This is a genomic window from Paracoccus cavernae (genome assembly GCF_042430175.1).
In the GTDB taxonomy this organism is placed as follows: Bacteria; Pseudomonadota; Alphaproteobacteria; order Rhodobacterales; family Rhodobacteraceae; genus Paracoccus; species Paracoccus cavernae.
This window is the reverse complement of sequence record NZ_JBHMDZ010000046.1, coordinates 26,556-49,635: the sequence shown is the minus strand read 5'-3', so window position 1 is coordinate 49,635 and position 23,080 is coordinate 26,556. Positions and strand designations below refer to the sequence as shown.

Genomic DNA, 23,080 nt, shown 5'->3' with positions numbered 1-23,080 from the left:
AAAGTGCAGGATTCTGTTGCCAGGCTCCTGCGGGCCCCGCCTTACGCGGCTAAGCGCAAGGACTTAAGTTTCGGTAACTCGAACTGCTTACGCAGCCAGAGCGACCGGAGCACGGTTGTCGTTGGCAACTGTACAATTTGCACCGATATCGGTGGTAGCTCACCGAGACAAAGCAAACATCTTTAGACGTTCGTCGATCCTGTTTCGACCCCATTCGCCCCCAACGAGGGATTGTTGGTGGAGTCGCCGGGTACCGCCCCCGGGTCCGATCCGCTTATTACATGCGCGTTTATGTCCATAGTCCGGATTGCTCCGAACAGATTGAATATAGGTCGCCTTCCTGCTGCCCGCAAGGTGGTGCGGGCAGCAGGAAGCGAATGGCGGCGGCTTGGGGCGGTGCGGGTGGGCGCGGAAGGGGCGCGGGTGGTGTTCCTGCGGCTGCGCGCGCGCTCAGCCCTGCGGCTTGGGTGCGAGGTGGATGCTCAGGAAGGTCAGCATGTGGTCGAGCGCGGTCTGGGTCGAACGGCGCGTCTCTGTGGCGTTCTGGCCGATGAAATTATGGCCCGCGCCCGCAATGATCACCAGCTCGTGCGGGATCTTTTCGACCTCGAGCGCGCCCGCGAATTCCAGCGTCTGGGTATAGGGCATAATCTTGTCGGCATTGCCGGTCATCAACAGGATCGGCGGCGCGTCGTTGCTCAGGCGCTGGACCGCGCTGGCGGAGGCGAGCTTGTCTTGCGGGCAGGCCCCGCTGATGCAGCCCAAAAGCCGCCATTCGGGCGCAGTGCCCAATTCGCGAGACATCGCACCGGCAAGGCGCGCCTGATCGGTCAGGGTCGACATGTCGTAGACCCCCGACCAGGCGATGGCGGCCTGAACGCAGTCGCTGTTGTTGCTGCGCATCTCGCCGTGACGGTCAAGCTCGGGGACGCCGAGGACAGGCAGATTGGGCAGAATCTGGGACTCCGGCTGCAAATCCTCCACGCCGCAGGTGGTGGCGGCAATCGCGGAAAGCTGCGCGCCCGCAGAGACGCCCCATGTCGCGAAACGTGCGGGGTCGATGCCGTAATCGTGCGCGGTCGAGCGCAGGTAGCGCAGCGCGGCCTTGATGTCTTGCCCCTGCGCGGGCCATTTCGCCTCGCCGCTGAGCCGGTAGTTGACCGACGAGACGACATAGCCCTGCGCCGCGATTTCGGCGAGAAGCTGCGGGAAATCGGCGATCGGATTGCTGGTTTGCGCATCGCCCGTGGCCCAGCCGCCGCCGTGGATGAACATCAGCATCGGAAAGCCCGCCTGCGGCTTATCGACCGAAGGCGGCGGCGAATAAATATCCATCGTCAGGGGGCGGAACCCCGAAGGCGCCCAATAGGGCACATGGGGTTGCAGCGTCACGCCATTGGCGAAAGTGGCGAAAATTGCCGGCATACCCGCGCCGCTCGCCCCCGCGCCGATGGCCACTTTCGGGCTTTTCCCCGCAGGAGCGGTGGTTTCGGGCAGATTGGGCGGCAGGCTGGCGGAGAGGTCGGGCAAGGTGCTGCCCGCCGCATCTGTCGCAATGTCTTGCGCGGCCTTTGCGCCCGTCATCCCTCCCGCCGGTTCGGCCGTTTGCGCCAAAAGCGCGCCTGCGGGATGCAGCGAAAGCGCGGCGAGCGCGCAGATTGCGGCGGCGCGGCGGCCCGAACGGGAAAGGCAGGAGGAAGCGGATGTCATTGCAATTATCTGTCGGCAAATGGAAAGCCCGCCCCTGACCCGAGACTGGCTTGGGGCAGGTGGGGCGGGCAAGGGGGCTTTCATCAGAAGCCGGCTTTGACTTTCTCGAATTCGGCGAGCTGGCGTTCACGCTGCTCGGGCGAGTTCGGGGTCTGGGAAAGGATCGGGGCGTTGGTCTCGGAGAGGCCGTCTTTCACCGCGGGCTCGTCCTTGATCGTATCCATCGCGACGGTCGAGGTATGGCCGTAGCCGATCGTGTCGAGCAGCGCCTTGGCGGCGGAAGGCGCGAGCCATGCGTTGATGTAGTCATAGGCCTTGTCTTCTTTGCCCGGACCGTTCTTGAGGTTCACATAGCCGCAGAAGAACATCGACGAGCCCTCTTTCGGGGCGCGCTCGAAGCCGACGGGGTAGTTGTCGTTTTGCAGATAGACGACGCCGTCGTTCCACGACCATGCGATATCGACCGCGCCCGAAGCCATCAGCTGCGCCTGTTCGGACGGGTCCGACCAATAGGCGGCGACGTTCTGATGCGCCTGACGCAGCCAGTCCGCCGCTTTCTGGAACTGCTCGTCGGTGACATCGGTCCAGTCGGTGGTGCCGGTCGCGAGATAGGCCAAGGCCCAGACATCATCCGCGCTGTCGGGCAGCGAGGTGCGGCCCTGATATTTCGGATCGACGAAAACCTGCAGCGTCGAGACATCCTCGGCCGGTACGGTTTCGGTGTTGTAGGCGATGGCGGTCGCGCCCCAATCGGTCGGGATATACCAGACGCCCTCATCGTCCTTGAAGACTTCGGAATCAAGGAAGCGCGCCTCGATCGTGTCGAAAGCGGGAATTTTCGAGGTGTCCCACGGTTCGATCAGACCGGCATCGCGGTATTTCGAGACCATCTGGCTGCAAGGATGGGCGACATCGGCCTTGAAGCCCGAGGCGAGCTTCTGGAAAGCCTCGTCGTCATCGCCGTAGAAGGCATAGGTCGGCGACTGGCCGTATTTGTCGATATAGCCCTGAAAAATCGAGGGCTCCTCGAAACCGGCCCAGTCGAAGACCGTGAATTCCGGATCGGCCGCGAAGGCCGGAGCCGACATGGCGAGGAAAAGGGCAGTAGAGCGGAAAAAGGTCATCCTTGGGCCTTTCAGAGCAAAGCGCATTTGACAAACGCTAACGGGGGCTTGCCCCCCTCGCAAGCGGCTTCGGGGCGAGATGCCCCAAGAGACAGGCTCGGGGGGCATCACTTCGCTGTTAGCCGGCGGATCGGCGGCTCTCCGGTGCGGGACCCTGCGCCGCGGCGGGGAGCGGGTTTCAGCCTTGCAGCAGCTCCGGCCCGCCCGCGATGCGGCCGTCGGGATGGCCGATGACCGCGCGCTCTTTGCCTGCGTAATCCACGGCATGGAGAATGGTCTGGATCGCCGCGATCCGTGCGCGGCGCTTGTCGTCGGACCTGATCACCGTCCAGGGCGCGAAACTGTTGTGGCTGCGTGCCAGCGTGTCGCGGATCGCATGGGTATATTCGTCCCATTTCGACAGGCCCTGCACATCCATCGTGCTCAGCTTCCACTGCTTGAGCGGATCGCTTTCGCGTTCGAGAAAGCGGCGCAGCTGTTCCGCGCGTCCGACATCGAGCCAGATTTTGACGAAGATGATTTTGTCGTCGACCAGCATTTCCTCGTAGGGGGTGAGCTGGCGGAAAAAGGCCTCGCGCTGTTCGTCGGTCGAAAAGCCGAAGACGCGTTCGATGATGCCGCGGTTATACCAGCTGCGGTCGAAAAGCGCGATTTCGCCCGCAGCAGGCAGCCAGTCGGTATAGCGCTGGAAATACCATTGCCCCGCCTCGCGTTCGGTCGGCTTGGGCAGGGCTACGATCGCGGCCGAGCGCGGGTTGAGGTTCTCGCGCACCCGCTCGATCGTGCCGCCTTTGCCGGCGGCATCGCGGCCCTCGAAGATCACGACCAGACGTTTGCCGGTGGTGATGATCGAGGACATCATGCGCACCAGCTGGATCTGGAGCGCCTCCATATGGGCGTCGTATTCCTTGGATTTCATCTCTTCGGAATAGGGAAAGCTCGGGTCGAGGATCTGCTTGGGATCGGCGGAGCGGATCAGTTTGCGCATCTCTTTGGGCGCATCCTTTTCCAGATAGCGGGTGATCGCGCCCACGAAGGGCAAGGTCATATCCGGCCCATCCGGTCCGGTTTCCGCTTTGTCCTGCTTGTCCTTGGCCATCCTTACCCTTTCCCGATGAGATCCATGTCGAAGGCGGTCGTCTGGTAGATTTCGTTGATCCAGTTGCCGTAGAGCAGATGGGCATGGCTGCGCCAACGGTTCTTGGGCGTTCGGCTCGGGTCGTCCTCGGGGTAGTAATTCGCGGGGACCTCGATCGGTTTCCCTGCCGCTACGTCACGATCATATTCGTCCTTCAGCGTGGTGCTGTCGTATTCGAAATGGTTGAAGACATAGAGCGCGCGGTGGCCGGCATCCTCGACCAGACAGGGACCGGACTGGGGCGAGGAAACCAGCGTCTCCAGCCCGTCGATCCGGTCGATGTCGGATTGGCGCACCTCGGTCCAGCGGCTGACGGGGACAAGGATGTCGTCCGAAAAGCCGCGCAGGAAATGGCTCGCGGGGGCGAGGTTGTCGTGGCGGAAACAGCCGAAGACCTTTTCGGTCAGCAGATGTTTCGGCAACTGGTTGAAGTGCCAGGCCATCGCCATGCCGCCCCAGCAGACGCCCATCGTGGAATGCACATGGGTCTGGGTCCATTCGAAGACGCGCTGGAGCTCGTCCCAATAGGTCACCTCCTCGAAGGGGAGATGCTCGATCGGGGCACCGGTGATGACCAGGCCGTCGAATTTCAGCCCCGATTCCTCGACCTCGGAAAAGGGGCGGTAGAAAGCGGCCATATGGTCGGCGGCGGTGTTCTTGGTCTCGTGGTTGGTCATGCGGATCAGATGCAGGTCGATCTGCAGGGGCGTCGCCCCGATCAGCCGCGCGAACTGGTTCTCGGTCTGAATCTTCTTGGGCATCAGGTTCAGCAGGCCGATGCGCAAGGGCCGGATGTCCTGGGTATCTGCGCGACCAGGCGACATGACCATGACGCCTTCGTCCGACAGGATGCGGTAGGCGGGCAAGTCTTCATGAAGCGTGATCGGCATCAGTTTTCCTTTCGGTCGATTGCCCGTGCAATCAGCGCGCAAAGCGCCTCCGGGCTGCGGATTTCGGCGACTTCTTCGGCCAGAATGGTGACGCCGCGCCGCGCCATCCCCGCATAACGCGGCTGACGGTGGGCAAGGGCGCGGGCATAGGTCCAGCGGATGAAGTCGTCGGGATTTACCTCGTCTTCCGTCAGGCCTTTTTCAAGGCGGTAGTCGGTCCAGGCGCGGTCGAGGAACTCCGGCTGGTAATACATCGGCTTCGGTGCGCGGTCGAAACGGCGCACCAGTTCTGCGGTATGGGCGTCGGAGCCCTTGATCCAGACCAGCAGAAGATCGGACTCGAGCGCGTTGAGCACGCGATCCTCGGGGTCTTCGGGATCGACGACCTCGCAGATCGAGCCGCCCGAATCGCAGACGAAATTCGGGATGTTGTAGATCTCGCGCGCACGCTGGATGAAATGGCGCGTATCCAGAAGCGCGGCGATTTCGGCGCTGCGGTGCTGGTTCTGACGGCGCATATATTCGTCAAAGGGCAGGCCGCCCTTGGTCTCGCTGCCCGGCTTGCCGAGATAGGTCGACAGCGGCGCGAGATTCTCGAAGGCGATATTCGAGCCGATATAAACCGAATCCGACAGCAGCAATTCGCGCAGGAAAGGGACCTTCATCGCTTCTCGCTTGAAGTTGTCGGCGATCAGCTCGCCCATGTAGCGCGTGCCGATGCGGTAATCGATCGAGTAATGGAACCACTCGCCCGAGCCGCGCAGCATGGCGGCAAGATAGGTCTTGCCCAAGCCGGACATGCCGAAAAACAGCACGCGCTTGTGCGGTGCGGCCAGCCATTCCGTGCCGGTCTTGTAAATCATGCATGCCCCCTTGGCGGTCTTGTCCTGTCGGTCATTGTCGTGCGGCGATGCGCGCCGGTCGGGGCCGGATGCAGCCGCAATGGCGTCACGGATAGGTAGTCGCCTCGCGGGCAAGAAGAAAGGGGGACGTGGGCGGCACGGAGGGGCTGCTGGGCGGTCGTGCTTGCCGTCGGGGCAGATCCTGCCCCCTGCGCAACCATTTGTGTGCCGCAATATGCAAATCGCGCAAATAGCGAGGCGATGTTGCTAGGCCCGCCCCGGAGGCTTGTCAAACCCGCATGGCCATTTTCGGCAAAACTAAAATCACCTGTAGCACGGCGGCCACTTCCACGTTATGCTTGCCCTCAGACCCGGCAAACGGGCGAAACAGAGGCAGTGACGGCGGTATCCTCCATGACCGAGATGGTCTTTGGGACCACGCCCGTTCGGGCAGGTGATCCAATTCTTCCACGCTGGTGGCGCACCGTAGACCGGTGGTCGCTGGCCTGTGTTCTGGGGCTCTTTGCAATGGGGCTCCTGCTTGGTCTGGCCGCTTCGGTGCCGCTGGCCGAGAAGAACAATCTTCCGCAGTTCTATTACGTTACGCGACAGGCGGTCTTCGGGGCCATGGCGCTTTTCGTGATGCTGATCGTGTCGATGATGTCGCCCCGACAGGTGCGGCGCTGGGGCGTGATCGGCTTTGCCTTCGCCATGATCGCGATCATGCTTTTGCCGATGATCGGCACGGATTTCGGCAAGGGCGCGGTGCGTTGGCTGCGCTTGCCGGGCGGGATGTCGATCCAGCCGTCCGAGTTTCTCAAGCCCTGCTTCGTCGCGCTATGCGCATGGTTCATCGCGGCGGCGGACGAGCTGGGCGGGCCTCCGGGCAAGATTTACTCCTTCGTCGTGGCCTTTACCGTGGTGCTGTTGCTCGCGCTCCAGCCCGACTTCGGGCAGGCGTCGCTGGTGCTGTTTTCGTGGTGCGTGATGTATTTCGTGGCCGGCGCGCCGCTCATGCTGTTGCTCGGCGTCATGGGGGCTACGCTGATCGGCGGAGTCTTCGCCTATGAGGCCTCGGACCACTTCGCCCGCCGCATCGACGGCTTTCTTGCGGCCGAGGTCGATCCGCGCACCCAGCTCGGCTATGCGACCAACGCCATTCAGGAGGGCGGCTTCTTCGGCGTGGGCGTGGGCGAAGGCTCGGTGAAATGGTCGCTGCCCGATGCGCATACCGATTTCATCATCGCGGTCGCCGCCGAGGAATACGGGCTGATCATGGTGCTGGCGATTCTGGCGCTTTACGGCACGATTGTCGTGCGCTCGCTCAACCGCCTGACGCGCGAGCGCGATCCTTTCGTGCGTGTCGCAGGGACCGGCCTTGCCTGTGCCTTCGGCGTGCAGGCGTTGATCAATATGGGTGTCGCCGTGCGGCTTTTGCCCGCGAAGGGGATGACGCTGCCCTTCGTCAGCTACGGCGGCTCGTCGGTGATCGCCTCGGGCATTGCGATCGGGATGCTGCTTGCGCTGACCCGGACGCGGCCCCAGGGCGAAATCAGCGACGTTCTTGGACGAGGTCACTAAATGCCGGCACCCTTGTGTCTGATCGCCGCCGGAGGAACCGGCGGCCATATGTTTCCCGCACAGGCCCTCGCCGAGGTGCTTCTGGCGCGCGGCTGGCGGGTGAAGCTTTCGACCGATGACCGCGGTGCGCGCTATGCGGGGGCCTTCCCCGCCGAGGTGGTGCGCGAGGTCGTCAAATCCGCGACCACGGCGCGCGGCGGCGCGGCGGCAAAGCTGGGCGTGCCCTTCCGCATCGCGGCGGGCGTCATGGCGGCGCGCGCCAACATGAAGGCCGACAGGCCGGCGATCGTGGTGGGTTTCGGCGGTTATCCGACCATTCCCGCGATGTCGGCGGCGCTGACGCTGGGCATTCCGCGCATGATCCACGAAGCCAACGGCGTCATGGGCCGCGTGAACCGCGCCTTTGCCTCGCGCGTCGATCTGGTCGCCTGCGGCATCTGGCCGACCGACCTGCCCAAGGGCGCCAAAGGCGTCCATACCGGCAATCCGATCCGCGCCAATGTGCTTGCCCTTGCCGGTGCGCCCTATCATGCGCCCCCCCCCGAGGGGCTGCTGCGCATTCTCGTGATCGGCGGCAGCCAGGGCGCGCGCGTTCTCTCGGATATCGTCCCCGAGGCGATTGCGGCTCTGCCCGACGATCTGCGTGCCCGACTGCGCATCAGCCATCAGGCCCGCCCCGAAGATGCCGCGCGCGTCGGGGAAACCTATCTCGCGGCCGGTATCGACGCCGAGGTGAAGCCCTTCTTCGATGATGTCCCCGAACGGCTCGAGGCCTGCCAGCTGGTCGTCAGCCGCTCGGGCGCATCCTCGATCGCCGATATCACCGCGATCGGGCGGCCCTCGATCCTCATCCCCTTCGCGGCCGCCACCGGCGACCACCAAACCGCGAATTCGCGGGCTCTGGCCGAGGCGGGGGCCGCCGTGGTCCTGCCTGAATCGGTGCTTGACGCCGAGAGCCTGAACCGCGACATCCGGTCGATCCTTTCCGATGAGGGCCGCGCCACCCAAATGGCCGCCGGGGCCCTTTCTCTCGGGCGCCCCGATGCGGCGACCCGCCTTGCAGATTTAGTGACGGAACTTGGCAGATGAATGCAGCAACGAAACTTCCCGGCGAACTCGGGCCGATCCACTTCGTCGGGATTGGCGGCATCGGGATGTCGGGCATTGCCGAGGTGTTGATCACCCTTGGCTATCGCGTGCAGGGCTCGGATTCCAAACGCTCCAAGATCACCGACCGGCTCGAGGGGCTCGGCGCGACCATCTTTGAAGGCCAAAGCGCTGACAACATTGGCGAAGCCGGCGTCGTCGTCATCTCGACCGCGATCAAAAAGGGCAACCCCGAGCTCGAGGAAGCGCGCCGTCGCGGCCTGCCGGTCGTGCGCCGTGCCGAGATGCTGGCGGAGCTCATGCGCCTCAAGTCGAATGTCGCGATTGCCGGCACCCACGGCAAGACCACGACGACCACGATGGTCGCGACTTTGCTGGATGCGGGCGGAATCGATCCGACCGTGATCAACGGCGGCGTGATCCATGCCTACGGCTCGAATGCGCGGGCCGGTGCGGGCGAATGGATGGTGGTCGAGGCCGACGAATCGGACGGCTCGTTCAACCGCCTGCCCGCCACTATCGCGATTGTGACCAATATCGACCCCGAGCATATGGAGCATTGGGGCAGCTTCGACGCTTTGCGCAAGGGCTTCCTCGACTTCGTGTCGAACATCCCGTTCTACGGTCTCGCGGTCTGCTGCACCGACCATGCGGAGGTGCAGGCTCTGGTCGGCAAACTGACCGACCGCCGCGTCCGCACCTTCGGCTTCAATGCCCAAGCCGATGTGCGCGCGATCAACCTGCGTTACGAGGACGGGATCGCGCATTTCGACATCGCGCTTCAGGGCGAGGCCGCGCTCAATGACGGAGAGATCCCGCTGATCGAGGGCTGTACCCTGCCGATGCCGGGCGACCACAACGTCTCGAATGCGCTGGCGGCGGTTGCGGTCGCGCGCCATCTGGGCATGAAACGCTCCGAAATCCGCGACGCTCTGGCGAAATTCGCGGGCGTCGGCCGCCGCTTTACCCGCGTGGGCGAAGTCGACGGCGTTACCATCATCGACGATTACGGCCACCATCCGGTCGAGATCGCGGCCGTGCTCAAAGCCGCGCGTCAGGCGACCAAGGGCCGCGTCATCGCGGTGCACCAGCCCCACCGCTATACGCGGCTTTCCAACCTCTTCGAGGATTTCTGCACCTGCTTCAACGAAGCCGATGTCGTGGCCATCGCCGAGGTTTATTCAGCAGGCGAAGACCCCATTCCGGGAGCAAGCCGCGACGATCTCGTTGCCGGTCTGATTGCCCACGGTCACCGCCATGCCCGTGCCGTGATCAGCGAAACCGACCTTGCCCGCCTCGTGCGCGAACAGGCGCGTCCGGGCGATATGGTGGTCTGCCTCGGTGCGGGGACGATCTCGACCTGGGCCAATAATCTTCCGCAACTGCTGCAGGAGAAAGCTGCGTGACGGCGCTGGCCGCCCAGCCCTATGCGGGCGAAGCCGCGCTGCTCATGGTCGTGATCTGGGCCGTTGCCGCAAGCCTCGTGCCTTTCCTGCGTCTGCGGTGGCGGGCGACGGCTTTTTGGGTCGTCGTCGCGCTCGGCGTGCCGGCGCTTGGCTGGATGACCTTTGTCTGGGGGCCGGGGCCGGGGGTTCTGGCCTTCGCGCTCGGCCTTTCGGTTCTGGTCTGGCAGCCGCTCGACGCGTGGCGCCGCCGCCGCGAGGCCTATGCCCGCGCCCATTCCGTCCCGCCGACCGCGGCGGAGTGATCTCCTTGCCCGCCGGACATCCCGCTTGGACCGCCTTTTCCCCCTGATCACCATCGCGACGCTTTTTGTGGCCTGGCAGGTTGGCGCGCTTTTGCTGCGCGCAATCGCCGAGCGCGACTGGAGCGTGGTCAACGGACTCTGCGCGGGGATCGTGCTTTTGCTCTTCGGGATCTGGCTTTATTTCGCGACGGGGCTTCTTGACCATTTCGGCCTCTCGCTCTGGTTCCTGCTCGTCGTCCTGCTGGCCTTCGCAGCCATTCTGGGCGGGCTTGGCGCGGGGTTGCTCGCGATGGCACGCGCCATGATCCGGCGCGCGGGCTAGAGGTCCTTTTCACGACGTTCCTTTCGCTTCTGATCTGTCCGCGAACATGTTAAGGCGCTCTCCATGACCGATATGCCCACGCCCCGCGGTGCGCTGACCGCCGACCGTCCTTTGTCCGATCTGACCTGGCTGCGCGTAGGCGGGCCGGCCGATTGGCTGTTCCAGCCTGCCGATTGCGCGGATCTCGTGGCATTTCTTGGCGGTCTCGATCCTTCCGTTCCGGTCTTTCCGATCGGGGTCGGCTCGAATCTGATCGTGCGCGACGGCGGGATCAGGGGGGTGGTGATCCGGCTCGGACGCGGCTTCAACGAGATTGCCTTCGACGGCGAGCGCGTCACGGCGGGCGCGGCGGCGCTTGATGCCCATGTCGCGCGCAAAGCGGCCGATCAGGGGCTAGACCTGACCTTCCTGCGCACGATTCCCGGCGCGATCGGCGGGGCGGTGCGGATGAATGCGGGGTGCTACGGCAGCTATGTCGCCGACCATCTGCTCGAGGTCCATGCCGTCACCCGCGACGGGCGCGAGGTCGTTTTGTCCTGTGAAGACATGGGCTTCGGCTATCGCCACTCGAACCTGCCCGAGGGTTGGGTGCTGACCCGCGCGGTCTTTCGCGCCGAAAAGGGCGATCCCGCCGCGCTTCATGCGAAGATGGAGGACCAGCTGGCGCGTCGCGACGCGAGCCAGCCGACCAAGGACCGCACCGCTGGCTCAACCTTCCGCAATCCGGCGGGCTTTTCCTCGACCGGACGCGCGGACGACACCCACGAGCTCAAGGCCTGGTCGCTGATCGATGCCGCAGGCCTGCGCGGCTACCGTCTGGGCGGCGCGATGATGAGCGAGAAGCACCCGAACTTCCTCATCAATGCGGAAAATGCGACCGCCGCCGATCTCGAATCACTGGGCGAATTGGTGCGCGAGCGCGTGCGCGCCAGCGCGGGTCTCGAACTGCAGTGGGAAGTCATCCGGATTGGTGAGCCAAGCCCCGCCGGTTAGGTCATTTTGTATGAAAAAGGTCTTTTGCGGCAAAGGCTTTACGGCTACTATCTAAAAACGCAGGCATGATCGCGGAATCTACCGCGGCAGGGTCTGCGCCTATTTCAGAAAATCCTGATTAAACAGGATGAAAGGCAAGACGTGGCGGGCGAGTCGAGCAGGACGGCCCCGAAAGTCGCTGTTCTGATGGGAGGGCCCTCGGCCGAGCGCGAGGTGTCTTTGTCGTCGGGACGTGAATGCGCGAAGGCGCTGCGGCAGGCGGGGTATGAGGTCACCGAAATTGACGCGGGCAAGGATCTGCCTGCGCAGCTGGCTGCGGTGCGGCCCGACATCTGCTTCAACGCATTGCACGGCCGATTCGGCGAGGATGGCTGCGTTCAGGGCATGCTTGAATGGCTGGGCTGCCGTTATACCCATTCCGGCGTTCTCGCCTCGGCTTTGGCGATGGACAAAAGCCGCACCAAAGAGGTGTTCCGTCAGGCCGGTCTGCCGGTCGTCGAAAGCCTGATCGCAGACCGCGATGCGGTGCGTCGGGGCCATCTTCTGCCGCCGCCCTATGTCGTGAAACCCAATGACGAAGGCTCCTCTGTCGGGGTCTATATCGTGCACGAGGCCGCGAACGGCCCGCCGCAGCTGTCCGACGAGATGCCCGCCCGCGTCATGGTCGAGACCTATGCGCCGGGCCGCGAGCTGACGGTCGCCGTGATGGGCGATCGCGCTTTGGCCGTGACCGAGATCAAGACGACGGGCTGGTACGACTACAACGCCAAATATTCCGTCGGCGGCTCGAGCCATGTGGTTCCCGCCGACATTCCCGCCGAGATCACCAACGCCTGCCTGGACTTCGCGGTCCGCGCCCATGCGGCGCTTGGCTGCAAGGGGCTGTCGCGCACCGATTTTCGTTGGGACGACAGCCGCGGCCTTGACGGGCTGATCCTGCTGGAAACCAATACCCAGCCTGGCATGACGCCGACCTCGCTTGCACCCGAACAGGCCGCCCATCTCGGGATCAGCTTCCCCGAATTGTGCCGCTGGATCGTCGAGGAGGCGCTATGTTCGGCGTAACTCCCGAGCAGCGTGGCACTTCGGGTTTCGGCAGCCGGCCGACGCCCGCGCGCAATGCGCCGATGCGCCCGCAACCTCAGGGCCAGAGCCGCAACGCCCCGCGCCGCGATCCGGCGCCGTCGCGGCTGGCTTACCGACTGCACCGGATGTGGCTGACGCCCTTCGTCCGCAAGATAATGCATGTCGGTCTGCCGGGCTTTCTGATCGCGCTGACCATCGGCATCTGGCTGTCCGACGAGACCCGTCGCGCCCAGCTTTCGGGCGGCATCACGGGCGTGATCGAAAAGATCCAGAACCGCGAAGAATTCATGGTCCATGACATGTCGATCGAGGGCGCGTCGCCTGTCGTCGACAAGGGCCTGCGCGCCATGCTGCCGGTGACGCTGCCGGCTTCGAGCTTCGACATCGACCTCGAGGCGCTCCGGGCCCGCGTGCTCAAGCTCGATGCGGTCGAATCGGTCGAGCTGCGCATCCAGCCCGGCGGCGTTCTGACCGCCGTCGTGACCGAGCGTGTGCCGGTGGTGCTGTGGCGCCATTCGCGCGGGATCGAGCTTCTGGACAAGACCGGCCACCGCGTCGCCTCGGCGACCTCGCGCGATGTCCGCAAGGACCTGCCGATGATCGCGGGCGAGGGGGCCGACAAAGCCGCCGCCGAAGCGATGCTGCTGCTGGACGCAGCCGGTCCCATCCTGCCCCGCATGCGCGGGCTGGAGCGGGTCGGAGAGCGCCGCTGGGATCTCGTTCTCGATCGCGGCCAGCGCATCATGCTGCCGGTTGACGGCCCGCTGCCGGCGCTGGAGCGGGTGATCGCGCTCGACAAGGCGCAGGATGTTCTGGGTCGCGATGTCGCGGTCGTCGACATGCGCTCCGAGGGGCGTCCCTCGGTGCGCATTGGTCTGGACGCACAAAACGCCATTCGCCGCGCACGCGGTCAGGTCGAACTGGGCCAGGACGGCCAGCCGCTCGACCCCGAGGCAATCAAGAAGGCAGAGAAGGAAAAGGCCGCGAAAGCCGCGCCGCCTGCCAAGAAGAAAAACGGATAAAATTTTATAAAAACACTTTGTTGAGGGAGCAGAAGGGCAATGAAGGACCTGTATCAAGGCCAGCGCGCCATGCGGAACATGCGGCGTCAGGCGATGCAACGCGGTGTGATCGCGGTGCTCGATATCGGATCTTCGAAAATCGCCTGTCTGATCCTGCAATTCGACGGCCCCGGCCAGTTCCGCGAGACCGACGGTGTGGGTCCGATGGCGGGCCAGTCCAACTTCCGCGTCATCGGTGCCGCCACCACCCGCTCGCGCGGGATGCGTTTCGGCGAGATCGAGACCATGGCCGAGACCGAACGCGCCATCCGCACCGTCGTGCAATCGGCGCAGAAGATCGCGGGGGTGCGCGTCGATCACGTCATCGCCTGCATCTCGGGCGCGCGGCCTGCCTCTTACGGTCTGGCGGGCGAGATCGTCATCAATAACGGCAAGGTCACCGAGCAGGATGTCGCGGGGGTTCTGGCCTCTTGCGACGTGCCCGATTTCGGTCGCGGTCGCGAGGTTCTCCATGCGCAACCCGTGAATTTCGCGGTTGATGCCCGTTCGGGGCTGATGGATCCGCGCGAACATTCCGGCGCGAAACTGGCCTGCGACATGCATGTGCTGACGATCGACGGCGATGCCGCGAGCAATCTCGTGCAATGTATCCGCCGCTGCGATCTGGAGCTGGCGGGGGTGGCCTCGGCCTCCTATGTCAGCGGGCTCGCCTCGCTGGTGGAGGACGAGCAGGAGCTCGGCGCGGCCTGTATCGACCTCGGCGGCGGCGTGACCGGCGTTTCGGTCTTCATCCGCAAGCACATGATCTTCGCCGATGCGACGCGGATCGGGGGCGATCTGATCACCACCGATATCGCCAAGGGCCTGCGCGTGCCCCATCAGGTCGCCGAGCGCATCAAGACGCTCCACGGCGGGCTCGAAGCCACGGGGCGCGACGATTCCGAGATGATCGAGCTGGGCGGCGAGACCGGCGATTGGGAGCGCGACCGCCGCACCGTGAGCCGCGCCGACCTGATCGGCATCATGCGTCCGCGTGTCGAGGAAATCCTCGAAGAGGTGCGCGCGATTCTCGATGCTTCGGGCTTCGACCATCTGCCCTCGCGCCAGATCGTGCTGACCGGCGGCGGCAGCCAGATCCCCGGCCTCGATGTTTTGGCCAGCCGGATGCTGGGCCAGAACGTCCGCATCGGCCGTCCTCTGCGCATTCAAGGCCTCGCGCATTCCGCAACCGCACCGGGATTTGCCTCGGCAATCGGTCTCGCGCTGCTGACCGCTCATCCGCAAGACGAGTGGTGGGACTTTGAAATGCCTGCGGAAAGTTATCCGGCCCGCTCGCTGCGCCGCGCCTATCGTTGGTTTAAAAACAACTGGTAAGCGACCACGACAGAAGGTGGCTGGTGGGAGGTTTCCCACCATATGAAGTTGCATGAGCAATATACCGCCGAGTCGGAACATTGCTTGCGCGACATTTTGTATGATAACTGTGTTTTTCGGGTGACGCTTGCCAAGTTTCTGGGTAGGCTTGTCGCTAATAAACGGGGGATTCGTCCGGGTGGCCCGCATTGCCCGGCGTAACAGGCAAAGGCAGTCGAGCAATGAACCTTAATCTGATGCTGAACGAAGATCAGGAACTGTCGCCGCGGATCACCGTATTCGGCGTCGGTGGTGCGGGCGGCAATGCCGTCAATAACATGATCGAAAAGCAGCTCGATGGTGTTGAGTTCGTCGTCGCCAATACCGATGCACAGGCACTCCACCAGTCGCGCGCCGAACAGCGCATCCAGCTTGGCCCGCGGGTGACCGAAGGTCTGGGCGCAGGTGCGAAGCCCTCGATCGGCGCGAAAGCCGCCGAAGAAACCATCGAAGACATCGTCGACCACCTGATGGGCGCGCATATGTGCTTCATCACCGCCGGCATGGGCGGCGGCACCGGTACCGGCGCGGCCCCGATCATCGCGCAGGCCGCCCGTGAAATGGGCATCCTGACCGTCGGCGTCGTCACCAAGCCCTTCCAGTTCGAAGGTGCCAAGCGCATGCGTCAGGCCAACGAGGGCATCGAGGCCCTGCAGAAGGTCGTCGACACGCTGATCATTATCCCGAACCAGAACCTCTTCCGTCTGGCCAACGAAAAAACCACCTTCACCGAAGCCTTCGCCATGGCCGACGACGTGCTCTATCAGGGCGTCAAAGGCGTGACCGACCTGATGGTCCGCCCGGGCCTGATCAACCTCGACTTCGCCGACGTCCGCTCGGTCATGGACGAGATGGGCAAGGCGATGATGGGTGCGGGCGAAGCCTCGGGCGAGAACCGTGCCGTTCAGGCAGCCGAAAAGGCGATCGCGAACCCGCTGCTGGACGAAATCAGCCTCCAAGGCGCGAAAGGCGTGCTCATCAACATCACGGGTGGCTACGACCTCACCCTGTTCGAGATGGACGAAGCCGCCGAGAAGATCCGCGAGAAAGTCGATCCCGAAGCCAATATCATCGTCGGCTCGACGCTGGACCCGAGCCTCGACGGTTCGATCCGCGTTTCGGTCGTCGCAACCGGCATCGACTCGGCAGACATGCTGGCCTCGGACCCGCAGCGCCGCAGCCTGCGCGAGCCGCTGACCCAGAACCCGCCGGTCGCGCAAAAGCCCGCCGCCGCGCCGATGGTTGACGAAGACGACCTGCCGCCGCCCCCGCGTCGCGCAGCGCCCGAAGCAAGCCATGCGCCGGTCGCAGCCCCGAGCCCGCGTCCGCAGACGAACGAGTATGCGTCCGAGGTTCCGGCCGAGGATATGCCCGCACCGGCCTATCGTCCGGTCGAGCAGCGCCGTCCGGCAGCCGATCCGCTGACCGGCGATGCGGCCGATTTCACCGCTCCGCGCCGCGCGCCGAGCCCGACGGCAGGCTCGCCCTCGCCGGAAGTGCTCGACCGCATGCGCCGTGCCACGCAGCAGGCTCCGGCCGAGCGTGCGCCTCAGCCGCGCGCAGCCGCTCCGGCGCCGCAGCCCGAAAGCGCCCGCGGCATGGGCCGTATGGCGGGCCTCGGCCGCATGATCGAACGTATGGCCGGTGGTCAGGAGCAGCCGCAGGAAAAACCCGCGCCGAGCTCGATCGCCGAACGCGTCAGCGAGCGTGTCGCCAGCCGCCAGAAAAGCGGTTTCGACGCCGGATTCGAGGATCTGGCCAGCCCTGATCGCGCCGATGACCGTGTCGAAATCCCGGCTTTCCTGCGTCGTCAGGCAAACTGATCCGATCACGAAATCGCGACAGTCATAAGAGGGAAGGGGCCGCCAAGCGGCCCTTTTTCATTTTGAAATCAAAGGTTTGTTTTCCATCGGCAAGGTTATGTCAGGAATGCAGTCCGATTGTTACATCGAGTCATAATTCGTTAATTGAGACCTGACCGCCCCATGCCTAACTGAGATCATACCGGCACAGGATCGTCCTGCCGCCGGAGTGAGACAGAGAAATTCGGCGGTTATCATGCAATACACGATTGCACGCAAAGCTCAGTTCCGCGGTGTCGGCCTGCATTCCGGTGCAGCCGTGCGCTTGGCGATTCTGCCTGCGCCCGTGGATCATGGCATCGTCTTTTCGCGCACCGACCTTGGCGGTCTGCGCATTCCGGCCCGTTGGGATCTGGTCAAGCCTTCGCAGCTCTGCACGCTGCTCGAGGGCGAGGACGGGGTTACCATCTCGACCATCGAACATGTCATGGCCGCGCTTTCGGGCCTGGGCATCACCAATGCCCTGATCGAGATCAACGGCCCCGAAGTGCCGATCCTCGATGGTTCGGCCGCGCAATTCGTGGCGGGTATCGAAGAGGTCGGAGTGCGTGCGCAAGCCGCGCCGCTGCGCGCCATCCGCGTTCTGCGCACGGTCGAGGTCCATCACGGCGAAGGCTTTGCCCGCCTTTCGCCGGCCGACAACCTCGAGATCCATTTCGACATCGACTTCACCGATGCCGCGATCGGTCATCAGGAAAAAAGCCTGAACATGGCCAATGGCGCTTTCGTGCGCGAATTGATGGACAGCCGCACCTTCTGCCGCCTCTCGGACGTCGAGACGATGCAGAAATCGGGCCTCGCCCTCGGCGGTACCTTCATGAACGCAGTTGTGATCGACGGCGACAAAGTGCTCTCGCCCGGCGGCCTGCGCCATCAGGACGAGGCCGTGCGCCACAAGATGCTCGATGCCGTCGGCGATCTCGCGCTGGCCGGTGCGCCGCTGCTGGCGCGCTATACGGGCCACCGCGCCGGCCATGCCATGACCAACAAGCTTCTGCGTGCGCTTTTCGCCGCGCCGGACGCTTGGGAATGGGTCACTTTGACCGAGGGTCAGCACAAGCGTCTTCCGGGCGCAGGCGTCTTTCGTCAGGCCCCGCGGGTTGGTGAACTGGCGGTCGCGTAAGCGATTGCCAGACCAATCGATGGAAAACACCTCCTTTGGAATGCTTTGGCATTTTGCGCAGCCGGATTTTCTGTGCTAGGAGATCGGCGCTGTGGCCGTCGGCCATTGGTGAGTTAATGGATTCTGACAGGCAGGACATGATGGCAGGTTTCAGATCGGCGGGTTCCTTGGTTGCAATGGCACTCTCCGTGGCCCTGCTTGCCGGTTGCTCGAAAGAGAGCAGCGCCAGCAAGACCGAATCACTCGAGAGCTTCACCGCCGAGCAGATCTACAAGCGCGGCGAATTCGAGCTCGAGAACAACAAGAAGCCGAAGGATGCCGTGCATTACTTCGGCGAGGTCGAGCGTCTCTATCCCTATTCGGAATGGGCCAAGCGCGCCCTGATCATGCAGGCCTACAGCTATCACCGTGCCCGCGAATACGAAGACGCCCGCGGCGCGGCGCAGCGCTTCATCGACACCTATCCGGGTGACGAGGATGCGGCTTACGCGAAATATCTGCTGGCGCTGAGCTATTACGACCAGATCGACGATGTCGGCCGCGACCAGGGCCTGACCTTCCAGTCGCTCCAATCCCTGCGCGAAGTCATCGAGGAATATCCCGACAGCGAATATGCGCGTTCGGCGATTCTCAAATTCGACCTTGCCTTCGACCACCTTGCGGCAAAGGAAATGGAGATCGGGCGCTACTACCTCAAGCGCGGCCATTACACCGCGGCGATCAACCGCTTCCGCGTCGTCGTCGAGGAATACCAGACCACGACCCAGACCCCCGAGGCCCTGCTGCGCCTGACCGAGGCCTATCTGGCGCTTGGCATGAATGATCAGGCCCAGACGGCGGGTGCGATCCTTGGTCACAACTTCCAGTCCTCGCCCTTCTATCAGGACGCCTATAACCAGCTTCACGCGCGCGGGCTCGAACCTGTCGCTGCGGGCAACAGCTGGCTGACGAACGTCTATCGTCAGGTCATTCAAGGCAAGTGGCTGTAAGCCCCGATGCTGCGGCATCTTGATATCCGCGATGTCTTGTTGATCGACCGGCTGGAACTCGATTTCCATCCCGGTCTCAACGTGTTGACCGGCGAGACCGGCGCGGGCAAATCCATTTTGCTCGACTGTTTGGGTTTCGTGCTGGGTTGGCGCGGGCGCGCCGATCTGGTGCGCGCGGGCGCGGCACAAGGCGAGGTCACGGCGGTGTTCGATCTGCCCGCATCCCATCCGGGCCGAGCGGTTCTCGAAGAGGCGGGCATTCCCGTCGGCGACGAGCTGATCCTGCGCCGCGTCAACCAGTCCGAGGGCCGCAAGACCGCATGGATCAACGACCGCCGCGCCTCGGGCGAGGTGCTGCGCGCGCTCTCGGAAACGCTGGTCGAGCTTCACGGCCAGCATGATGATCGCGGTCTGCTCAACCCGCGCGGCCACCGTGCGTTGCTGGATGCTTTCGCGGCGGTCGATCTTTCGGCCTCGCGCCGCGCCTGGGTGGTCCGCCGCGAGGCCGGTGCCGCGCTCGAGGCCGCAGAGGCCCGCCTTGCCGCCGCACGCGGCGAGGAAGAATTCCTGCGCCATGCCGTGGCCGAGCTCGACAAGCTCGACCCCAAGCCCGGCGAAGAGGCCGAGCTCGACATCCGCCGCCGCGCCATGCAGGGCGCCGAAAAGATCCGCGTCGATGTTGCGCGCGCCTTGCAGGCCTTGGGGCCGGACGGGGCCGAGGGCGCGATGCTGGACGCCAACCGCTGGCTCGAATCCGCGGCCGATCGCGCCGAGGGTACGCTCGAGGCACCGGCCGCCGCGCTACAACGCGCGCTGATTGAGCTTGGCGATGCCAGCGCCGGTGTCGAGGCCGCGCTGAACGCGATGGATTTCGACCCCCGCGATCTGGAGCTGACCGAAGAGCGGCTCTTTGCTCTGCGGGCGCTTGCGCGCAAGCACGACGTTCTGGCCGATGATCTGGCGGGGCTGGCCGATGCCCTGCGCCAACGCCTTGCCGCGCTTGATGCGGGCGAGGGGGATCTGGCGCGGCTGCAGGGTGCCTTGTCGCTGGCCGAGGCGGATTTCGAGCGCGAGGCCGAGCGTCTGACGGCCAAGCGTCGTGCGGGTGCCAAGCTGCTCGACGAGGCCATGGCGGCCGAGCTTGCGCCCCTCAAGATGGAGCGCGCGGTTTTCGAGACCCGCGTCGAAGCCGGAGAGGCCGGTCCCGACGGGCGCGATGCCGTGACCTTTACGGTTGCGACCAACCCCGGCGCGCCCTCGGGTCCGCTCGACCGGATCGCTTCGGGCGGGGAGCTCTCGCGCTTCCTGCTGGCGCTCAAGGTCAGTCTTGCGCGCGGCAACGAGGCTCTGGTCCTGATTTTCGACGAGATCGACCGTGGTGTCGGCGGCGCGACCGCCGATGCGGTCGGGCGCAGGTTGGCCAAGCTGGCAGGCGATGCGCAGGTGCTGGTCGTGACCCATTCGCCGCAGGTCGCGGCTTTGGGCAGCCATCATTTCCGCGTCGCGAAATCGGTCGCCAAGGGCATGACCACCTCGAAAGTCGCGGCGCTCGATGCCGAAGAGCGGGTCGAGGAGCTGGCGCGGATGCTTGCGGGCGAAGAGATTACCGATGCCGCCAAAGATGCGGCCCGCGCGCTGCTCAAGGGCTGAGATCCGGCTCTCGGGGCGCGATGCGGGGCCTAGTCGAGAATGGCTTCGACCCTGCGCACCACCGATTGCACGCGCATCGTATCGGGGTCGAAGCGCACCAGACGACCGTCAACGATTCCATAAGAGCTGCCGCGTGGCGCGGCCCCGATGCCGTAAAGGCCGGGGCGGGTCACGACGTGGAGACGCTGGGTGTCGACCTCGGCACCCACGCGCAATTTGGCACAGCTCGCCACAGCGCGGTCGGTCCGGAACGCGGCCTTGCCCGTCATTGCCGCCGAGCCCTGCATGGTGCCATGTGCCTGTCCGGAGGGGCCGTGCAGGCTGGTCCACAGGGCGCGCGCCTCTGCAGCACCGCTCTGCGACTGCCGCCCGCTGTCATGCGCCTGCGGCAGGCTCTGCTTTGCGACGTTTTGTGCCTGCGAATCCGTTCTGGTGCCGAATACGGCCAGGACCAAAACGAAAGAGCTGGCAAAAACCAAGCGGACGCAGGCTTTGATAAGAGACGGTGCCATCGGGTTGGAGCGTGCTGTTTGTTACGGAACAAAAAGGAATACGGCATCACGGGGACGCCGTATTAGATCCAACCCGTCAGATTTGTCCCGGGTTTCCGCCAAAAGCGGTTAAGGGAGAAACTGTTGCCGAAATCACACGCGATGGCGTTTGGCGAACCGCGGCAGCATGGCCGAGAAGTCGCGCCCCTTGCCGTCCTCGTCCTCGACAAAATTGCCGTAAAGCGCGGTTGCCAGCTTGCCCATCGGCGTGTCGGCATCGGCATCCTGCGCGGCTTGCTGCGACAGGCGCAGGTCCTTGAGCATCAGTTCGGATGCGAAACCAGGCTTGTAGCCGTTATCCGCGGGCGAGTTCGGCCCGACACCCGGCGCGGGGCAATAGGCATTCATCGACCAACTGTAGCCCGACGAGGTCGAGACGACATCGAACATCTTGCCGCGATCGAGGCCCAGCTTGTCGGCCAGCGCAAACGCCTCGCAGGTCGCGATCATGGTGACGCCGAGGATCATGTTGTTGCAGATCTTGGCGGCCTGACCGGCCCCCGAGGCGCCGCAATGGACGGATTTCTGGCCCATGATCTCGAAGAGCGGCAGAACCTTGGCATAGGCCGCATCCGAACCGCCGACCATGAAGGTCAACGTGCCGGCCGAAGCACCCCCGATCCCGCCCGAAACCGGCGCATCAAGCGCACCGAGCCCCGTGGCATCGGCCTGTTCGGCCACGGCGCGGGCGCTGGCGACATCGACGGTCGAGCAGTCGCAGAAAACCGCACCAGCCGCCATCGCGGGGACGATCTCGTCGGCGACACTGCGCAGGATCGCGCCATTGGGGAGCATGGTGATCGCGACATCCGCGCCCGCGACGGCCTCGGCTGCGCTGGCGGCTTTGGCGACGCCCTCGGGCATCGGCGCGAACAGGTCGAAGCCCGCGACCTCATGGCCCGCTTTCGCGAGATTGGCAGCCATCGGCCCGCCCATATTTCCCAGTCCGATAAACCCGATCTTCATCTTACTGCTCCCATGCCAATTCGTTGCTCCCGAGCGATGCGAGCATCGCCTCGACCTTGGCGGGGCTTGCATCGGCCTGCCATTGCGGGTTGCGGTCCTTGTCGATGATCTGGGCGCGCACCCCTTCGATAAAATCGCTCTCTGCGGTGGCGCGATAGGTGAAACGGTATTCGCGGCTGATCGATTCCTGCATGCGCTGGTCGCCGCGCGCCGCCCGCACCATCGCCAAAGTCGCGGCCATCGACAAAGGCGAGTTGCGGCGCAGGGGCTTGAGTGCCTCCTGATTGTCCGCAGCCTCGAGCGCCTTGACAATATCGGCGACGCTGCGGCCGCCAAATGCCGATAGGTCGCGGTCGGCCAAAGCCGAATGCGGGGCGGGGCGGCCCTTGAGCAGGGACGCATCGCCGCTTTCGGCAAGCTTGTCGATCATGGCGGGCCATTCCGCCTCGGGCAGGTAGAAATCGGCAAAGCCCGCATGGATCGCGTCGCCCGCATCCATCCGTCCGCCCGTCAGGCCGAGATATTCGCCGATCCGGCCCGGCGCACGCGCCAGCAGCCAGCTGCCGCCGACATCGGGAACAAGGCCGATGCCGGTCTCGGGCATGGCGACCTGCGTGCTGTCGCCGACGACGCGGTGAGCGACATGGCCGCCAACGCCGACGCCGCCACCCATGACGAAGCCCTGCATGAAGGCCACGACCGGCTTGGGATAATCGGCGAGCATGCCGTTCATGCGGTATTCATCGGCGAAAAAGACCTGACCCACGCTGTGGTCGCCCGCTTTGCCGGCCTGATAGACCGCCGCGATGTCGCCGCCCGCGCAAAAGGCGCGATCGCCCTCGGCATCGATGATGATCAGCGCGACCGAAGGGTCGTTCTCCCAGTCGCTCAGCGCGTCGATGATCGCCAGCGCCATCTCGTGGCTCAGCGCATTGAGCGCCTGCGGACGGGTAAAGGTGATGCGGCCCGCTTTGCGGTCCTTGCGGATCGAGAGGTCGTTCAT

21 protein-coding genes and 1 other RNA gene are annotated in these 23,080 nt (G+C 64.5%); 13 read left to right on the top strand and 9 right to left on the bottom strand.

All coding sequences use genetic code 11. The annotated features are described in order from the left end of the window. Positions 1-2: 2 nt before the first annotated feature. The 6 genes from ssrA to ACFFUC_RS15455 form a co-directional block, all read right to left on the bottom strand. Positions 3-357, bottom strand: a transfer-messenger RNA (tmRNA) gene (gene ssrA, locus ACFFUC_RS15480). A gap of 93 nt (positions 358-450) precedes the next feature. Next, positions 451-1,710, bottom strand: a complete 1,260-nt coding sequence (locus tag ACFFUC_RS15475) for an alpha/beta hydrolase fold domain-containing protein (RefSeq protein WP_377687736.1) — start codon at positions 1,708-1,710, stop codon at positions 451-453. 83 nt (positions 1,711-1,793) lie between these two features. Then, entirely contained in the window at positions 1,794-2,834 is a 1,041-nt protein-coding gene (locus ACFFUC_RS15470) for an ABC transporter substrate-binding protein (protein ID WP_377687735.1), read from the bottom strand. Between the two features lie 178 nt (positions 2,835-3,012). Then, entirely contained in the window at positions 3,013-3,882 is an 870-nt protein-coding gene (ppk2, locus tag ACFFUC_RS15465) for a polyphosphate kinase 2 (protein ID WP_377687848.1), read from the bottom strand. A 53-nt stretch (positions 3,883-3,935) separates the two neighbouring features. Further along, complete coding sequence (locus ACFFUC_RS15460; protein ID WP_377687734.1) at positions 3,936-4,862, bottom strand: homoserine O-succinyltransferase; 927 nt, start codon at positions 4,860-4,862, stop codon at positions 3,936-3,938. Then, entirely contained in the window at positions 4,862-5,725 is an 864-nt protein-coding gene (locus tag ACFFUC_RS15455) for an ATPase (RefSeq protein WP_377687733.1), read from the bottom strand. Before ACFFUC_RS15455 ends, ACFFUC_RS15460 begins: the two co-directional genes overlap by 1 nt. Before the next feature lie 393 nt (positions 5,726-6,118). Between ACFFUC_RS15455 and ACFFUC_RS15450 the strand changes: the two genes are divergently transcribed. The 13 genes from ACFFUC_RS15450 (at position 6,119) to recN (ending at position 20,560) form a co-directional block, all read left to right on the top strand. Continuing rightward, entirely contained in the window at positions 6,119-7,285 is a 1,167-nt protein-coding gene (locus tag ACFFUC_RS15450) for a peptidoglycan glycosyltransferase FtsW (protein ID WP_377687732.1), read from the top strand. After that, complete coding sequence (locus ACFFUC_RS15445; RefSeq protein WP_377687731.1) at positions 7,286-8,374, top strand: UDP-N-acetylglucosamine--N-acetylmuramyl-(pentapeptide) pyrophosphoryl-undecaprenol N-acetylglucosamine transferase; 1,089 nt, start codon at positions 7,286-7,288, stop codon at positions 8,372-8,374. It abuts the gene before it with no gap. Further along, on the top strand, positions 8,371-9,798 hold the full coding sequence (gene murC / locus ACFFUC_RS15440; RefSeq protein WP_377687730.1) for a UDP-N-acetylmuramate--L-alanine ligase: 1,428 nt from the start codon (positions 8,371-8,373) through the stop codon (positions 9,796-9,798). Before ACFFUC_RS15445 ends, murC begins: the two co-directional genes overlap by 4 nt. After that, complete coding sequence (locus tag ACFFUC_RS15435) at positions 9,795-10,100, top strand: DUF2484 family protein (protein WP_377687729.1); 306 nt, start codon at positions 9,795-9,797, stop codon at positions 10,098-10,100. The genes murC and ACFFUC_RS15435 overlap by 4 nt, the downstream gene beginning before the upstream one ends. A 25-nt stretch (positions 10,101-10,125) precedes the next feature. Then, on the top strand, positions 10,126-10,422 hold the full coding sequence (locus tag ACFFUC_RS15430) for a hypothetical protein (RefSeq protein ID WP_377687728.1): 297 nt from the start codon (positions 10,126-10,128) through the stop codon (positions 10,420-10,422). A 72-nt stretch (positions 10,423-10,494) separates the two neighbouring features. After that, positions 10,495-11,415, top strand: a complete 921-nt coding sequence (gene murB / locus ACFFUC_RS15425; protein ID WP_377687847.1) for a UDP-N-acetylmuramate dehydrogenase — start codon at positions 10,495-10,497, stop codon at positions 11,413-11,415. Between the two features lie 141 nt (positions 11,416-11,556). Next, on the top strand, positions 11,557-12,480 hold the full coding sequence (locus ACFFUC_RS15420) for a D-alanine--D-alanine ligase (RefSeq protein ID WP_377687727.1): 924 nt from the start codon (positions 11,557-11,559) through the stop codon (positions 12,478-12,480). After that, positions 12,468-13,523 carry a cell division protein FtsQ/DivIB gene (locus ACFFUC_RS15415; protein WP_377687726.1) on the top strand — a complete coding sequence of 352 codons (1,056 nt, stop codon included), beginning with the start codon at positions 12,468-12,470 and terminating at the stop codon, positions 13,521-13,523. The genes ACFFUC_RS15420 and ACFFUC_RS15415 overlap by 13 nt, the downstream gene beginning before the upstream one ends. Positions 13,524-13,562: 39 nt before the next feature. Beyond that, complete coding sequence (gene ftsA, locus ACFFUC_RS15410) at positions 13,563-14,897, top strand: cell division protein FtsA (RefSeq protein WP_377687725.1); 1,335 nt, start codon at positions 13,563-13,565, stop codon at positions 14,895-14,897. Between the two features lie 221 nt (positions 14,898-15,118). Further along, positions 15,119-16,759 carry a cell division protein FtsZ gene (gene ftsZ, locus ACFFUC_RS15405; protein WP_377687724.1) on the top strand — a complete coding sequence of 547 codons (1,641 nt, stop codon included), beginning with the start codon at positions 15,119-15,121 and terminating at the stop codon, positions 16,757-16,759. A 235-nt stretch (positions 16,760-16,994) separates the two neighbouring features. Then, on the top strand, positions 16,995-17,921 hold the full coding sequence (gene lpxC / locus ACFFUC_RS15400; protein WP_377687723.1) for a UDP-3-O-acyl-N-acetylglucosamine deacetylase: 927 nt from the start codon (positions 16,995-16,997) through the stop codon (positions 17,919-17,921). Between the two features lie 140 nt (positions 17,922-18,061). After that, positions 18,062-18,910 (top strand): outer membrane protein assembly factor BamD, encoded by an 849-nt coding sequence (locus ACFFUC_RS15395; RefSeq protein WP_377687722.1) that lies wholly within the window; start codon positions 18,062-18,064, stop codon positions 18,908-18,910. A gap of 6 nt (positions 18,911-18,916) precedes the next feature. Next, positions 18,917-20,560, top strand: coding sequence for a DNA repair protein RecN (gene recN, locus ACFFUC_RS15390; protein WP_377687721.1), 1,644 nt, complete (start codon positions 18,917-18,919; stop codon positions 20,558-20,560). A 29-nt stretch (positions 20,561-20,589) separates the two neighbouring features. Here recN and ACFFUC_RS15385 read toward each other — a convergent pair whose 3' ends face one another. The 3 genes from ACFFUC_RS15385 to ACFFUC_RS15375 all read right to left on the bottom strand — a co-directional run bounded on the left by ACFFUC_RS15385 (position 20,590) and on the right by ACFFUC_RS15375 (position 23,080). Beyond that, on the bottom strand, positions 20,590-21,072 hold the full coding sequence (locus tag ACFFUC_RS15385) for a hypothetical protein (RefSeq protein ID WP_377687720.1): 483 nt from the start codon (positions 21,070-21,072) through the stop codon (positions 20,590-20,592). A gap of 132 nt (positions 21,073-21,204) precedes the next feature. After that, positions 21,205-22,077: a 3-hydroxyisobutyrate dehydrogenase gene (gene mmsB, locus ACFFUC_RS15380; protein ID WP_377687719.1), complete on the bottom strand. Its 873-nt coding sequence runs from the start codon at positions 22,075-22,077 to the stop codon at positions 21,205-21,207. Between the two features lies 1 nt (position 22,078). Continuing rightward, positions 22,079-23,080, bottom strand: coding sequence for an enoyl-CoA hydratase/isomerase family protein (locus tag ACFFUC_RS15375; protein WP_377687717.1), 1,002 nt, complete (start codon positions 23,078-23,080; stop codon positions 22,079-22,081).

Bases quoted from the DNA above. Each gene is read 5' to 3' on its own strand.
- ACFFUC_RS15475 (WP_377687736.1), bottom strand. From the start codon at position 1,710: ATGACATCCGCTTCCTCCTGCCTTTCCCGTTCGGGCCGCCGCGCCGCC.
- ACFFUC_RS15470 (WP_377687735.1), bottom strand. From the start codon at position 2,834: ATGACCTTTTTCCGCTCTACTGCCCTTTTCCTCGCCATGTCGGCTCCG.
- ppk2 (WP_377687848.1), bottom strand. From the start codon at position 3,882: ATGACCTTGCCCTTCGTGGGCGCGATCACCCGCTATCTGGAAAAGGAT.
- ACFFUC_RS15460 (WP_377687734.1), bottom strand. From the start codon at position 4,862: ATGCCGATCACGCTTCATGAAGACTTGCCCGCCTACCGCATCCTGTCG.
- ACFFUC_RS15455 (WP_377687733.1), bottom strand. From the start codon at position 5,725: ATGATTTACAAGACCGGCACGGAATGGCTGGCCGCACCGCACAAGCGC.
- ACFFUC_RS15450 (WP_377687732.1), top strand. From the start codon at position 6,119: ATGACCGAGATGGTCTTTGGGACCACGCCCGTTCGGGCAGGTGATCCA.
- ACFFUC_RS15445 (WP_377687731.1), top strand. From the start codon at position 7,286: ATGCCGGCACCCTTGTGTCTGATCGCCGCCGGAGGAACCGGCGGCCAT.
- murC (WP_377687730.1), top strand. From the start codon at position 8,371: ATGAATGCAGCAACGAAACTTCCCGGCGAACTCGGGCCGATCCACTTC.
- murB (WP_377687847.1), top strand. From the start codon at position 10,495: ATGCCCACGCCCCGCGGTGCGCTGACCGCCGACCGTCCTTTGTCCGAT.
- ACFFUC_RS15415 (WP_377687726.1), top strand. From the start codon at position 12,468: ATGTTCGGCGTAACTCCCGAGCAGCGTGGCACTTCGGGTTTCGGCAGC.
- ftsA (WP_377687725.1), top strand. From the start codon at position 13,563: ATGAAGGACCTGTATCAAGGCCAGCGCGCCATGCGGAACATGCGGCGT.
- ftsZ (WP_377687724.1), top strand. From the start codon at position 15,119: ATGAACCTTAATCTGATGCTGAACGAAGATCAGGAACTGTCGCCGCGG.
- lpxC (WP_377687723.1), top strand. From the start codon at position 16,995: ATGCAATACACGATTGCACGCAAAGCTCAGTTCCGCGGTGTCGGCCTG.
- ACFFUC_RS15395 (WP_377687722.1), top strand. From the start codon at position 18,062: ATGGCAGGTTTCAGATCGGCGGGTTCCTTGGTTGCAATGGCACTCTCC.
- recN (WP_377687721.1), top strand. From the start codon at position 18,917: ATGCTGCGGCATCTTGATATCCGCGATGTCTTGTTGATCGACCGGCTG.
- ACFFUC_RS15385 (WP_377687720.1), bottom strand. From the start codon at position 21,072: ATGGCACCGTCTCTTATCAAAGCCTGCGTCCGCTTGGTTTTTGCCAGC.
- mmsB (WP_377687719.1), bottom strand. From the start codon at position 22,077: ATGAAGATCGGGTTTATCGGACTGGGAAATATGGGCGGGCCGATGGCT.
- ACFFUC_RS15375 (WP_377687717.1), bottom strand. From the start codon at position 23,080: ATGAACGACCTCTCGATCCGCAAGGACCGCAAAGCGGGCCGCATCACC.